We start from the raw sequence: 14,289 nt of genomic DNA, 5'->3' as shown, positions 1-14,289 counted from the left end.
TGTAAACCTGCATCAGGTTAATAGGTTAGTCGTCATAATTCATCATTAATACAAACCACATCAACCACGCTTATAGCCATAATCAATCTATTGTAATTTCTAACTCAAAACAGACAAAATATGTTAATGACTTTATTAGCCATAATACTATTTGTATGTTAATTAATTCTAATCCACAAAAAAGGGAAACATATGTTCCCCTTTCTATTGATAATATCAAATTAACCTTCTAACTCAACATATTGAAATTTAACAATTAATTTGTACTGAAAGCTCGCTCGGAGGCAACCCTATCTGTAAAACAACAGGTTGAAAAGCTTCATCATCGCGCAAATTTGACGCTAGCCTACGCGCGACATAAAAACCAATAATACCACCAATTACACCTGAAATCGCTATCCAGAACTGCTCAAAATCAAACGCCTGCGCTAAGCCTGCAAAAATAAACAACCCCAAAATGGGTGTTAAGTAAACTAACAGCGCTGAGCGAATTAAGCTCCCCTCAGGGATGCCCACTTCAATTTTCTGCCCTTCAACTAGTGGTTGTTCAATTGCGATTTCTAATTCATGTTCCGTATTTGGCCCAATTTTGCTTAAAGCATAAGAACCACAGGTTTTACGAGCACCGCAACTACCACAGCCGGATGAAGAACCATAGCGCAATAAAGCCCTACCGTTTTGCCAACGGACTACTGTTGCCCACTCTTTTACCATAATTTACTCCCGAAACTGAATACTACCTGCTACCACTTGTGCTGTTGCTAATGGTAATTCACCAATGATAGTGATGACATTTTGCTTTTGCGTCATTGTGTAAATAGTTCGACGCCCATTTTGAAGCGGTTGATCGAGTAACGGGCCTTTAGTCGATTTTGTCACATTTACAGAAAAGGTAAATAAACCATCACTAAACATTGCGGTTTCTACCACGTCATCTTCAGCTAATTTTCGCGAAGAACGGGATATTTCTTCAAAACCAGGTGGTAACATGCCAACTTGCCACTTAAAGGAAGGATTTCCATTTTTAGGGGAAATCAATAATGGCGGCATATTCACCTTACTTAACGCAAGTAATGAATCCTTAACTGTTTGGCTATCTAGCACCGTCGAGATCACACGAAATTGTTCTAATGTTTGGCTATTATTATCGAGAAGGTCGATACGTAATGGCAATTTCGTTTCTTCATCGATCAATACTACATAGTTAAACCGAGAATTGTCTTTCGATATTATGCGAATTACTAATGCTGGCCTATCGCCAATGTGGGTCCGCCCTGCATCAATAAAATTATAATAAGGTTTAATCTGTTGATAATTGGCAAAAACTACTGATGGTAAATTATCAACTATATATTTACCATTTAAGCTGAATGCATCAAAACCAGGTTCAAAGTAACTGATGCTATTGCCTTTTTGAACAATTTCACGACGCGATGAATCCATTTGGATCATTTGTGAAACAGGTTCACCATTAATGATGGCATGACGGTAACGTACAGGTGTTATTGATTGCGGACTGAATGTCATATAAGACATTTCGTAAGAGAGGTTCTGGGCAGCATTTCCCATTTCTTTAAAAAGAACATCGGCATCTAGTTCAGATGCCGAAGCTTGATTAGAAATAATCAGGCTGCCCGTCAGGCAGATGACGGATAACCATTTGTTCATTATTGCAATTTAACTCCTGCTGAAGACGCAGGTTTTACAGACTCTTGATATTGCTGGTTAAGCATCGAGCGTCTTTCAATTTCATACTGTTGCAGCATCGCATTAATACGTTGATTTTGTTGCTCAACTTGTTGAATTTGCTGCTCATTACCAAATAATTGGTTATCTGAGATATTTAAGCTAACTGGCGCCCCGCTACCAACAGGAATAGTATTAAACATTGGCTCATCAACCGGTGAGTCAACGGCATTACTTTGGTTGTATTGTTGAACCCCAACAATAACCGCCAAAGACACACAAGCTGCAACACCAATTTGAGTCAGCTGGCTCGCCCAAGGACGAATTTTACCCCAGAATGGGAAAGCCCCCCAAGTCGCAGGCTCTGGCTGCGATTCGACAACTACCTGAGGATTAATACGCACAGCTTCATTCTCTAATGCTGCCGCAACTTTACTTGCAATATCGAAGTGCATGACTTCATTAGTATCGTTACGCAGAGTATCACGAATAAGATGATAGCTCTCCCAACGTTGTTTTAACGTTGAATCACGTGAAATAGCGTTGACCAGTTCTAAGTCTAGTACTTCGCCATCCATCATTGCGGAAAGTTTCTCTCTTTGCATGCCCAATTACCTTCAGTTAATTGCATCACAATTATATTTAATTGACTGATTTAACAGACTAATACTGTTGAATCAGAGGCTGAACTTTATTATCAATCGCTTCCCTTGCCCTAAAAATACGAGAACGTACGGTGCCAACAGGGCAATCCATTATTTCTGCGATTTCTTCATAGCTCAAACCATCTAACTCGCGGAGAGTAATTGCCATTCTAAGATCTTCTGGCAGCGATTCGATGGTCCGGAAAACAACTTTCTTTAATTCATCAGACAACATTAAGTTCTCTGGGTTCGAAATTTCTTTTAAGGCACCAGCGGTTTCAAAGTTTTCTGCATCACTCGCTTCCAAGTCCGACGCAGGTGGGCGTCTATCTTGGGCAACTAAATAATTTTTAGCTGTATTTACCGCAATCCGATAAAGCCAAGTATAAAATGCGCTGTCACCACGAAACGAACCAATGGCGCGATAAGCTTTTATAAATGACTCCTGCGCAACGTCAGGCACATCTGCTTGCGGTACATAGCGGGATACTAAGCTTGCGACTTTATGCTGATATTTTATCACCAATAAGTTGAAAGCTTGTTGATCGCCTTTTTGTACCTTTTCAACCAAAATCTGGTCGGTCAGTTGCTCGCTCATTCCAGGAAGTATCTCCCGAATTCAGGCCGATAATATGTTAACTTGATCATGTTCTCCCTTCCTAAAGCAAGCACTACTTTGAGTAGTAGAACTCGTTGAAGTTCAATTTAATCTAAAAAAATAGTCAAAAATTTACAAAACCGATAAAAAAATTACTGAGACGATCTTAAAGATCCTCATTAAAACAACTGCCTATAATATTCTTTCAGGCCTATAAGACAGCATACAGATTTTAGGCGCGATTGCGATAGCTATCACACTAAAAGCATTTGAATACGTAAATAGCGCTAGGTCAATATACTGTGCCTTAACAACCATCCACTAATAGCAATAGGACACTCGATAGGCTAACATAAAAAACTCAATACATACTATTATATACATGCAAACACTTATGAACGAATCCACACAGCATTACACTGATATTTTAATCATTGGGAGTGGTGTCGCAGGACTTTCAGCTGCCTTACGGCTCGCCCCTTTTCATCAAGTGACCATTCTCAGTAAAAGCAGCCTCAGCGAAGGGGCATCATATTACGCACAAGGTGGTATTGCCGCCGTTTTTGATGACACTGACAGCATCGAATCCCATGTAGAAGATACGCTAATTGCTGGTGCAGGTATCTGCCAGAAAGAAGCTGTTGAGTTTATTGCCTCCAATGCGAAACATTGCGTGCAATGGCTTATCGACCAAGGTGTTTTATTCGATACTGAAATTACCGAAAGCGGTGAAACACAGTATCATTTAACCCGTGAAGGTGGCCATAGCCATCGGCGGATCCTCCATCATGCTGATGCCACAGGAAAAGAAGTTGAAACCACGTTAGTTGACCTCGCTTTTGCCCACCCAAACATTCATATTAAAGAACGCTATAATGCCGTCGACCTTATCCTTTCTAATGAGGCTGAATCGCCACGAATTTTAGGCGCTTACGTATGGAACCGCCAAAAAGAGCAAGTTGAAACCATTCGAGCGAAAACGATTGTTCTAGCAACGGGCGGCGCGGCTAAAGTTTATCAATATACCACGAATCCAGATATTTCTTCTGGTGATGGTATCGCAATGGCGTGGCGGGCTGGCTGCCGTGTTGCTAACCTTGAATTTAATCAATTCCACCCAACGTGTTTATTTCACCCACAAGCACGCAATTTCTTATTAACTGAAGCATTACGTGGTGAGGGGGCTTACCTCAAGCGTCCTGATGGTAGCCGATTTATGCCAGATCACGACGATCGCGGTGAACTTGCTCCTCGCGATGTTGTTGCACGAGCTATTGACCATGAAATGAAACGCCTTGGTGCTGATTGCATGTATTTGGACATTAGCCATAAGCCTAGCGATTTCGTTAAAAACCATTTCCCGACTATTTATGCGAAATTGATGACTTTAGGGTTAGACCTCACTCAAGAGCCCATCCCTATCGTCCCAGCGGCCCATTACACATGCGGTGGTGTAATTGTCGATGAAACGGGTATGACTGATATCACGAATCTCTATGCAATTGGCGAAGTGAGCTACACTGGCTTACATGGTGCAAACCGTATGGCATCCAATTCTCTATTAGAATGCTTGGTATATGGTTGGGCGGCGGCAGAAAATATTAATAAAACGATTAAACAGATCGACGAAATCCCCTATTTATCTGAATGGGATGAAAGCCGAGTACATAACTCAGATGAACAGGTTGTTATTCAACATAACTGGCATGAATTACGCTTATTTATGTGGGATTACATGGGAATTGTGAGAACTACAAAACGGCTTGAGCGCGCACTGCGTCGCATCCATCTATTGCAGCAAGAAATTCACGACTACTATGCAAATTTCCGCATTTCAAATAACTTACTTGAATTACGTAACCTAGTTCAAGTCGCTGAATTAATGGTTCGTTGTGCATTAGAACGCAAAGAAAGCCGTGGATTACATTACACCTTGGATTACCCAGAACCACTTCCTAATTCAGGCCCCACTATTTTAAAACCTGAATAACGTGAGCTAGGGCCGGCCTTTGAGCCGGCTTTAATATTTCACATAAAATGGCTGAATTAGTTTACAAAATTCATCGGTATACTCACCCTTTTCATCTTTGAGTGCCAGCGATGTCACTTGTGTTTGTATCTCTTGCAGTTGAATGCCCAATAGCATGCGATGGTAGACCGTTGTAGGTTTATCACTAACATTGACGCGAAAAGCGGTAAACCAACCTGAATTCTCAGCCATCTTCTGTATTTTTTCACCAACTTCATAGGGCAGCACTAAACAAAATAGTCCATGAGATGTAAGACAGGATTTTGCACTTTCGAGTAATACATCATGAGTTAATGTCGCGGTATATCTCGCTTGGTCTCGTTTTTCATCCCGACACGCAACCGCAGGTTCAAAGTAAGGTGGGTTACTAACAATCAAATCATATTGAACCGATGACAGCTGGCTGTAACTCACAATGTCTTGATTGATGACATGTAAACGATCCGCCCATGGTGATTCAATAAAATTTTCTTGTGCTTGCACTGCCGCGTCATTATCTAACTCGACGGCATCAACACATAACATTGCATTTCTTTGTGCTAGCATCAATGCTATTAATCCACTACCGCTACCTATATCCAATACAGATTGAACACCGCCTACAGGAGCCCAAGCCCCCAATAGCACACCATCCGTCCCCACTTTCATCGCACATCGGTCATGAGCCACAAAAAACTGTTTAAACGTAAAACCGCCTTTACGGTAATTCTTTTTTTGCTTACACATGCAAACACTCTAATTGACTAATACTTGTTCGAACATTCTCATACTAAGCAAATAAAAGTCATAATTTAACCTATTTGCTACAATATAATTCTCATAATATGAGAATTATATTTGAGACGAAAAAAATTTACTGATAAGTTCGAAAAAAAGGAGATGCCATGAACAGTATAAATAGAACCTTAGACATCTTGTCTTACATCACAACTTGCGCATCTCCAGTGACGCCACAGTCTATCTCATCAGCGTTAGAGATCCCATTATCAACCGTCTATCGTTTACTAACAATTCTTATAGATTGGGAATTTGTATCTCACGCAAAACAATATGGAACATACTGTGTTGGCTCGCAGAGTATCAAAAATCAAGAAAAATACTATCACCACAGTTTATTGATGAGCGCGTCTAAACAAGAGCTGCAAACTTTAGCGAAAAAAACCCAAGAAACCGTGGCGATTATCACCTCAAATTTACGAGAGACCATTTGTGTCGACATGATTGAGAGTGAACAAGCGCTGCGCTGCTCTTTTATTATTGGCCGGGGCAATACTTTAGTTAAAGGAGCAAGTGCGAAAACATTGTTAGCTTTTCGTCATGAACTCTATCAAAACCAAGTACTTGAAGCTCATACAAAGCAGTTAACCACTGAACAACAAAAAATAAAGCTACAACAAGATTTACAACAGATACGCAAACAAGGTTACGGCATGTCTGTGAGTGAAATCGATGAAGGCGTACTGGGTGTTTCTGCACCGATTTTCAAAGGTAATGATGTGTTAGCTGTCGTTTCAGTTATGGCACCTGAATTTCGTTCTACACATCGCGTGGATGAATTTATCACGCACACCTGCCAAACAGCGCATAACATCACTAAATTAATTAACTTGGAGTAACTATGACACAACCTTTCCAATGGCAAGGGCGCACAGATGGTGAAACGCAAGAACATTTGCGCATCCACCAAGTCATTAATAAACACACACCTGCCAAGTTTGCATTAATTGGTTTTGCTTCTGATGAGGGCGTCCGACGCAATAAAGGCCGCCAAGGTGCAAAAGCAGGCCCTGATGCAATTCGTCATCAACTGGCAGGTTTGCCTATTCATCAACCACTTGCAATCAAAGATGTCGGTACAATTCGCTGTGATGATGGCAATTTAGAAGCAGCACAGCGCCGTTTATCCGACCAACTTATCGCCCTCCTCGCAGATAACCAAAAACCGATTGTCCTTGGCGGCGGTCATGAAGTTGCATTTGCGAGCTTCCAGGGCCTGTTTGACTACGTTGAACAACATCAAGCGGGTAAAACGATTGGTATTATTAACTTTGATGCACATTTTGATTTGCGTGAAGCCCCTGTCGCCACTTCTGGCACTCCATTTTTACAATCAGCCATGTTGTGCCAGCAACACCAACGCTCTTTCAAATATTTATGTTTAGGCATCGCAGATCATGGCAATACAAAAATATTATTCGATACCGCAGATACGCTAGGTTGCCAATATATCCGCGATAAAGAACTCGCTTATTCCAAGCTGCCTCAAGCGATTGAAAAAATTAAAAAATTTATTGACGAAGTAGAATATTTATATGTCACCGTTGATTTAGATGTCTTTTCTGCTGCTATTGCGCCGGGCGTTAGTGCACCAGCGCCAAAAGGCATTTCTACTGAAATTTTTGATGAATTGTTTGCCATTATCAAGAGCAGCCAAAAAATTGCGGTTTTTGATATCGCAGAATGTAATCCTGAATTTGATATTGACAACCATACCGCCAAACTCGCGGCTTATTTGATATACCAATATTTATTCTAATAAAACAACACAACAACTCGACTGATAAATACACTGTTTCTCACGCTGTTAAGATTATTAATTTTCAAACACCACAATAAAAATAGCTTTGAAGTTGATTATCAAACTAGCCGTAACACAATAACTTAATGGTTTTTAACTATTGAATTTCGCGTTACAGCTAGGCGGCAAGTGACGTTATCCCTAGGAGCATACAAAAGTATGTGACTAGGGTAACGGAGCGCGGCCAACAACGCTGTAGCGTGAAAGACAACAGTTAAAAAGGGAAAAATATGATTCTACACCTCGACACACTCTCCACCCTCTTCCTAACGGTGATCTGCTTACTCATGGGGATCCACTTAAAGAAACGTATCGAATGGCTACAGCGCTTTTGTATCCCTTCTCCCGTCATTGGCGGCTTTCTGGTTAGTTTGATTATTTGGGGGCTCAAATCATTTAATCTGGCCGAAATCAATTTTGATACCAGTTTACAAACCTTCTTAATGGTCGCTTTCTTTACCACTATTGGTATTGACGGCAGCTTCCGTATTTTAAAAAGTGGTGGTCGGTTACTCTTTATCTACCTGTTTATCTGCTGGTTTGTGGTTATTTTCCAAGACACCTTTGGTGCAGGCCTTGCTCATTTACTCGGTGTTGATCCCGTTATTGGTATCATGGCTGGTGGCGTTTCTCTTACTGGGGGACATGGTGGTGCAGCAGCCTTTGGTGGCATGGCTGAGGGCCTTGGCGTGCAATCCGCAACGGTTGCCGCAATTGCCGCAGCAACATTCGGCCTAATTACAGGAAGTTTACTTGGTGGTCCGATTGCAACGTTCTTAATTAAGAAATTTAACGTGCAGATTAAAGCTGATGAAAATGTTGAGCGAGTTCAAGTTCCTGAAACCATTGCTGGAAAAATTGAATCCATCGATGCTCACGCCTTTTTAAAAATGCTAGCACTTGTTCTTGGAATTATGGTTATTGGTCAATTCGCTTCAGCGCAATTTACCAAAGCAACCGGGTTTTCTTTGCCGAGCTATGTTGGAGCAATGATCATTGCGATTGTTATTCGCAATATTAATGACCAAGTAGAATTATTCCGTATTAACCAAAAGTCGGTTGACCTTATCTCTGAAGTTTCGCTTGGCCTATTTTTGACTATGGCGATGATGTCATTGAAAATATGGGAGCTAAAAGCTGTTGCTTTGCCATTATTCACCATTCTATTGGCGCAAGTGATTATTTTAATTCTATTAGTTGTCTTTGTCATTTTCCGCTTATTAGGCAAAAACTACGATGCCGCAGTAATGTGTGCAGGCCTAATGGGGCACGGCTTAGGTGCGACGCCAAATGCAATGGCGAATATGTCCTCTGTTTGTGAACGTTACAAACAAGTGTCAATGAAAGCTTTCATGATTGTGCCACTCAGTGGTGCCGTGCTCATTGACTTAGTTGGTATTCCTTATCATACATGGTTAATTAATATACTTAGCTAAGTTAGATAAGCATGAAGGAGGAAAAGCTCTTTCCTCCTTCAATTATTTATCTTCTCTATATTTCACTCACATACATTGATATATCGCTCCCTGTCCACAGTGAAAACAGTTACACTTGAGCAAAGCTGATTTTTTCAGGTGAACAATTTTGCTAACCTGTTTATAATCAGCGCCCCAAATAGAGGTATATCATGACTGCATCCACTTTTACTGAACTTGAACTTGATGAAAGCCTAATTGATGCGCTTTCAGATAAAGGCTATCAACGTCCAACCGCGATTCAAGCGGCAGCTATTCCTGCTGCAATGGATGGCCGCGATGTATTAGGTTCAGCCCCGACAGGTACAGGTAAAACCGCCGCGTTTTTACTACCTGCGATCCAACATTTACTTGATTTCCCTAGAAAGAAATCAGGGCCACCTCGCGTTCTAGTTGTCACGCCAACTCGTGAATTAGCCATGCAGGTTGCTGACCAAGCAAAAGAATTATGTGCCCATAATCACCTCGATATTGCAACAATCACGGGTGGTGTTGCTTATATGAATCACGCTGAAGTTTTCAGCGAAAATCAAGACATTGTCGTCGCAACAACAGGCCGTCTACTCCAATATATTAAAGAAGAAAACTTTGACTGCCGAGCAGTTGAGATTTTGATCCTCGACGAAGCTGACCGCATGCTCGACATGGGTTTTGCCAATGACATAGAAACAATTGCAGGCGAAACGCGCTGGCGCAAGCAGACCATGCTGTTTTCTGCAACTCTTGAAGGCGAAGCTATTCGTGACTTTGCTGAGCGCTTATTAGAAGACCCAATTGAAATTGACGCCGACCCTTCACGCCGTGAACGTAAAAAAATTCAGCAATTTCATTACCGTGCTGACACACTAGAGCATAAAACGGCATTACTGTGCCATTTGTTAAAACAAGATGAAGTCACCAAAGCTATCGTCTTTGTGCGTAAGCGTGAGCGTTTGCGCGAATTAGTCCAATGGTTACGTGAAGCGGGTATCGAACCTTGTTATCTTGAAGGTGAAATGCCGCAGGCTAAGCGTAATGAAGCGGTACGTCGCCTAGTTGATGGCCAAGTTAAAGTACTCGTTGCAACAGATGTTGCTTCCCGTGGCTTAGATATCGAAAACGTTAGCCATGTTTTTAACTTTGACTTACCTAGAACTGCAGATGTGTATTTGCACCGTATTGGCCGTACCGGCCGAGCTGGACGTAAAGGAACCGCAATTTCCTTAGTCGAAGCGCATGACTTCCCATTATTGGGTAAAATTACTCGTTATATTGAAGAACCTATCAAAATTCGTGTGGTTGATTCTTTACGTCCAACAACTAAAGCCCCTTCAGAAGCGATGCTAAATAAGCCAAAACCGTCGAAGAAAGTGCTTGCTAAGCGTAAAGAAAAGAAAAAAGAAGAACAAGCTAAGAAAAAAGAAAAAGTACGCCATCGCGATAAGAAAAATATTGGTAAACGTCGTACTCCTGCTAGCCCTTCTATACCAACAGCTAGCGATAAAAGCTAGTCACTAAAAACGGGTTTAGGCCCGTTTTTTATTTAGCCCATCATTTGAAAAACTTTATCTCGCATTTGTTTGCCTTCATGAGTTAGCAAATCATACTTAATAATATGGCTACCAAGTATATCCTTACAATCTAAGCCTTTATTATTTTTAATTCGCCAATCGGCTCCATTTTCCAATAGTAATGTAGCAACATCAAGTGCATGGCTATTTAACGCATCATGTAAAGGTGTGTTCCCCAAACTATCCTTAATATTCACTGTTAATCCATTTTTTAATAAAAGTTGCGATTGTATAAGACGGCCATTTTGCGCAGCTAAATGCAAAATACTTTTTTGGCCTCTGGATTGAAACATTTTAATTGTTTGACCATATTGAGATTCCATTAGGGCTGCCATAAATTGCCCATTAACTGTTCTGACTGATTGTTGTGCCAATAAACTAATGTCACAAGGTTTGTGGTCTAATGATAAAAGTGCTGAAAACTCCGTTATATTTCCTTTTTTGATAGCACTTTCACAACATTCCTGCCAACTCATTTCCTGTTTTTCTTCTTTAGTTGGAAATATTTCTAGTGGTATTTCTTGTACCTTATTATATTCACCTGTGATTGCATTCCAATTATTCCATGGCTTATGTTTGCACATAACCCTAATAATTTTAAGCATTGAATGAGCAATAAAACTTCTTGTTAATAAACGGGTGGGTAACCAATTTTTCCAAGAGCTATGTTCGCTATAAGCCATTTTAATACAATTTCCCAACGCAGAAGGGATCGGTAAAGAGTTTTGTAATCCATCGAGCCAATCATATTGCACCGTGTAATAACGTATCAACCCTTCTTGTGCCATTTTTTCAGCAACGTGATAATCAATCCCAATATTATTAATAGTATTTTTTGCCAGCCCTGCAGGACTGAATGCGATACAGGGTGATTGACTCGCTAACGCCGCTATTGATGCCAATCCTCCACCTAATGAGTGCCCTGTACAAATTGTGTTTCCATTAACTGCATTGAATAAAACATTCATCAAACCAACAGCTTGAAAATATTGAGACTCATAAAAACCAAGGCCTTGACGAATATTACTGTAAAAATCGATAATATCGTTAGTACCCGCAAAACAAAGAATATATAAATCATTAAATCGACAGATATTAGCTTGAAAACCTGTTTGCTCGTCGTTTAATAGTTCCGCATTAATTCCGAGATCAAAAATCTCTTTATTACTTAATCTTTCAACACCCTGAATATTCCTCCAATTTTTATGATAAGCACCTTGTGCTAATAGAGCCAAAATATAGTCATTTTGTTGTGCATGACCTCCTAAGAAGTCTTCTCTTAATATCTCTTTAGACCATAAATCTGTTATACAAGGTTTAATTTCTTGATGTTGGTGCTGCAAATAAATATTTAAGTTTTCTCTAACAAAAATATATTCATCTTTTTTTGATAATGTTTGTAGTGTTGGTAGTGACATGAATTCTCCCTAACAAGTGTATTTGTTGGAAGAATATTGAAATACAAATAACCAAGGTGGGAAATAATCAACTTTATTAGGAACAAATAAAAAGCCATTGGTAACAATGGCTTTAGAATTTATTATGCATTACTAGATGTAATTACATTTAATATTTATTACAAGCTTTCAGTGAAAGTACGAGTAATAACATCACGTTGTTGTTCAGGCGTTAATGAATTAAAACGCACTGCATAACCAGAAACACGGATTGTTAATTGTGGATATTTTTCTGGGTTTTTAACTGCATCTTCTAATGTTTCACGACTTAATACGTTAACATTTAAGTGCTGACCACCTTCAACACGTACAGTTGGTTTCATTTCTAAAGGAACTTCACGATACTCAAAAGCACCTAATTCGTCTTTAGCAACGATTTGCCCTTCGTTATAATCGGCTTTCGCACAAACACAACGAGCTTCATTTTTTTCGTCATCCAGTAACCAAAACGAATTCATCAATGCTGCATTATCAGTTTTAGTAATTTGAATACCTGTAATCATGTCGACCTCCACGTTCGAGCTAGATTGCATTCGATTTGCTTAATAAATCGAAGCTACATTAACCATCAATCTTATGAAAACTTGTAATTGGATATTTGGTCTAACCAATGTATATAGGTATTTTATACCAGCTAGATCCCCTATTTTCTTTGATATTTATCAATTATTCCGCTTAGTAACTAATTCAACCAACCCAACATTATGATTTAAATCAAAATTCATAATTCACTTTTTTAACTATTTTTATATATTTTCAATTTTTTTTAAAGATTAATACTCAATATCAGGGCTTTATCTCTCCCTCATGAACCAGTAAGCTTATAGCTATCAACTGGTTCATATAATTGTTCCTTCTTAAATTCATTGTTATGGAATATTTCATGTCAAACTCCATTACGTGGCACGATGTCATTGGCCCTGAAAAATCAAAACCTTATTTCAAAGAAACGTTGGCTTATGTAGCAGAACAACGCAAAAATGGTAAAATTATCTATCCTGCTCAAGACGACGTTTTTAATGCATTTAGGTATACCGAGCTTTCTGATATTAAAGTTGTTATCCTTGGGCAAGACCCTTACCATGGGCCAGGGCAAGCTCACGGCCTCTCTTTTTCCGTACTCCCAGGAATTAAGCCACCACCATCATTAGTCAATATGTATAAAGAGCTAGAAAAAGATATTAGTGACTTTCAAAGGCCTAATCATGGGTACTTGCTCAGTTGGGCTCAACAAGGTGTTTTACTCCTTAACACCGTCCTCACCGTCGAGCAAGGCAATGCCCATTCCCATGCACATTTAGGTTGGGAAACATTTACAGATAAAGTTATTGAAGCAATTAATGAAAATACCGAGGGCGTGATCTTTTTACTCTGGGGCTCTCATGCCCAGAAAAAAGGTAAAATTATTGATACTAAACGCCATCATGTTCTGAAAGCCCCACATCCCTCCCCACTTTCTGCTCATCGCGGGTTTTTAGGTTGTGGGCATTTTTCACAAACAAATGAAATTTTAGCTCAGCAAGGCAAAAAACCTATAGATTGGACACCTGTAATTAGCGAATAATTTCAAATTGCGGACAAGAAAAAATGGGATACTCACGTATCCCATTTCATCGATTATTTAGACACAATAACCATTGCAGGTCTGAGTAAACGGTTATTTAACGTGTACCCTTTTTGCATCACATCAATCACATGATTAGCTTGGTGATCAGGTGACTCAATCATCGTCATCGCTTGGTGAACTTCAGGGTTGAATGGCACATTCACTTCACTGACAGGCTCAATACCGAACTTAGCCACTGCATCTAAAAAGGTTTTTAACGTTAAATTTAAACCTTCTAACATCGCTTTAGACTCTTCACTTTCGTGATCAGCAGCTTCTATTGCACGTTCCAAGTTATCAATCACTGGCAATAATTCATTTGAGAATTTTTCCAGTGCAAATTTATGTGCCTTTTCGATATCTTGCTCAGTCCTACGACGAATATTTTCAATTTCGGCGTGTGCACGTAACATCGCTTCACGTTCAGTTTTTTGTGAAGCTTCTAACTGTTGCTCAAGCTCAGCAATACGCGCGGCTAACGCTTGTTCGTCTGCTTGTAACTCATCAGCTTGTTGAACGCTGGCTTCTTGCTCAGCTTGAACTTTTTGTGATTCATTTTGTTCAAAAGCTTGCTCATCATGCATGTTTTGGTCTTTACTACTCATGAATATCTCCGCGTATTTAGCATTAATCCCATATATGAGAGTATTATGGGGATCTAATACA

The 14,289-nt window shown here is 39.9% G+C and carries 14 protein-coding genes; 6 read left to right on the top strand and 8 right to left on the bottom strand.

Annotated elements, in window-relative coordinates; genetic code table 11:
- Positions 1-249 precede the first annotated feature (249 nt).
- The 4 genes from rseC to rpoE are packed head-to-tail and all read right to left on the bottom strand — an operon-like array spanning position 250 to position 2,928.
- On the bottom strand, positions 250-714 hold the full coding sequence (gene rseC / locus PZ638_RS07265) for a SoxR-reducing system protein RseC (protein ID WP_004264981.1): 465 nt from the start codon (positions 712-714) through the stop codon (positions 250-252).
- Between the two features lie 3 nt (positions 715-717).
- A complete protein-coding gene (gene rseB, locus PZ638_RS07260; RefSeq protein WP_004264982.1) occupies positions 718-1,668 on the bottom strand; it encodes a sigma-E factor regulatory protein RseB in 951 nt (316 codons plus the stop codon).
- A complete protein-coding gene (rseA, locus tag PZ638_RS07255; RefSeq protein ID WP_110591977.1) occupies positions 1,668-2,291 on the bottom strand; it encodes an anti-sigma-E factor RseA in 624 nt (207 codons plus the stop codon). The genes rseB and rseA overlap by 1 nt, the downstream gene beginning before the upstream one ends.
- A gap of 58 nt (positions 2,292-2,349) precedes the next feature.
- Positions 2,350-2,928: an RNA polymerase sigma factor RpoE gene (gene rpoE, locus PZ638_RS07250; RefSeq protein WP_004264984.1), complete on the bottom strand. Its 579-nt coding sequence runs from the start codon at positions 2,926-2,928 to the stop codon at positions 2,350-2,352.
- Positions 2,929-3,322: 394 nt separating this feature from the next.
- Between rpoE and nadB the strand changes: the two genes are divergently transcribed.
- Positions 3,323-4,918 (top strand): L-aspartate oxidase, encoded by a 1,596-nt coding sequence (gene nadB, locus PZ638_RS07245; RefSeq protein ID WP_165879569.1) that lies wholly within the window; start codon positions 3,323-3,325, stop codon positions 4,916-4,918.
- A gap of 30 nt (positions 4,919-4,948) precedes the next feature.
- Here nadB and trmN read toward each other — a convergent pair whose 3' ends face one another.
- On the bottom strand, positions 4,949-5,683 hold the full coding sequence (gene trmN / locus PZ638_RS07240; RefSeq protein WP_094961686.1) for a tRNA(1)(Val) (adenine(37)-N(6))-methyltransferase TrmN: 735 nt from the start codon (positions 5,681-5,683) through the stop codon (positions 4,949-4,951).
- Positions 5,684-5,841: 158 nt separating this feature from the next.
- Between trmN and PZ638_RS07235 the strand changes: the two genes are divergently transcribed.
- From PZ638_RS07235 to srmB, 4 genes are all read left to right on the top strand, one after another.
- Positions 5,842-6,573 carry an IclR family transcriptional regulator gene (locus PZ638_RS07235; RefSeq protein WP_004912819.1) on the top strand — a complete coding sequence of 244 codons (732 nt, stop codon included), beginning with the start codon at positions 5,842-5,844 and terminating at the stop codon, positions 6,571-6,573.
- 2 nt (positions 6,574-6,575) lie between these two features.
- On the top strand, positions 6,576-7,493 hold the full coding sequence (gene hutG, locus PZ638_RS07230; RefSeq protein ID WP_110591980.1) for a formimidoylglutamase: 918 nt from the start codon (positions 6,576-6,578) through the stop codon (positions 7,491-7,493).
- Between the two features lie 272 nt (positions 7,494-7,765).
- Positions 7,766-8,971, top strand: a complete 1,206-nt coding sequence (gene gltS / locus PZ638_RS07225) for a sodium/glutamate symporter (protein WP_036959023.1) — start codon at positions 7,766-7,768, stop codon at positions 8,969-8,971.
- A gap of 191 nt (positions 8,972-9,162) precedes the next feature.
- Entirely contained in the window at positions 9,163-10,500 is a 1,338-nt protein-coding gene (srmB, locus tag PZ638_RS07220; RefSeq protein ID WP_004264992.1) for an ATP-dependent RNA helicase SrmB, read from the top strand.
- Between the two features lie 32 nt (positions 10,501-10,532).
- Here srmB and PZ638_RS07215 read toward each other — a convergent pair whose 3' ends face one another.
- A complete protein-coding gene (locus PZ638_RS07215; protein WP_164455434.1) occupies positions 10,533-11,978 on the bottom strand; it encodes a Tle-like phospholipase domain-containing protein in 1,446 nt (481 codons plus the stop codon).
- A 158-nt stretch (positions 11,979-12,136) separates the two neighbouring features.
- Positions 12,137-12,520: an autonomous glycyl radical cofactor GrcA gene (grcA, locus tag PZ638_RS07210; RefSeq protein WP_036959024.1), complete on the bottom strand. Its 384-nt coding sequence runs from the start codon at positions 12,518-12,520 to the stop codon at positions 12,137-12,139.
- A gap of 380 nt (positions 12,521-12,900) precedes the next feature.
- Here grcA and ung point away from each other — a divergent pair, with 380 nt between their 5' ends.
- Positions 12,901-13,581 (top strand): uracil-DNA glycosylase, encoded by a 681-nt coding sequence (ung, locus tag PZ638_RS07205; protein ID WP_110591984.1) that lies wholly within the window; start codon positions 12,901-12,903, stop codon positions 13,579-13,581.
- Positions 13,582-13,634: 53 nt separating this feature from the next.
- On the opposite strand, the gene grpE is transcribed toward ung, so the two are convergent.
- Entirely contained in the window at positions 13,635-14,228 is a 594-nt protein-coding gene (grpE, locus tag PZ638_RS07200) for a nucleotide exchange factor GrpE (RefSeq protein WP_004264998.1), read from the bottom strand.
- Between the last annotated feature and the right edge of the window lie 61 nt (positions 14,229-14,289).

It is taken from the genome of Providencia hangzhouensis (assembly GCF_029193595.2).
GTDB classification, from domain to species: domain Bacteria; phylum Pseudomonadota; class Gammaproteobacteria; order Enterobacterales; family Enterobacteriaceae; genus Providencia; species Providencia hangzhouensis.
The sequence above is the reverse complement of the archived record's forward strand: the minus strand, read 5'-3'. Positions and strand labels throughout refer to the sequence as shown.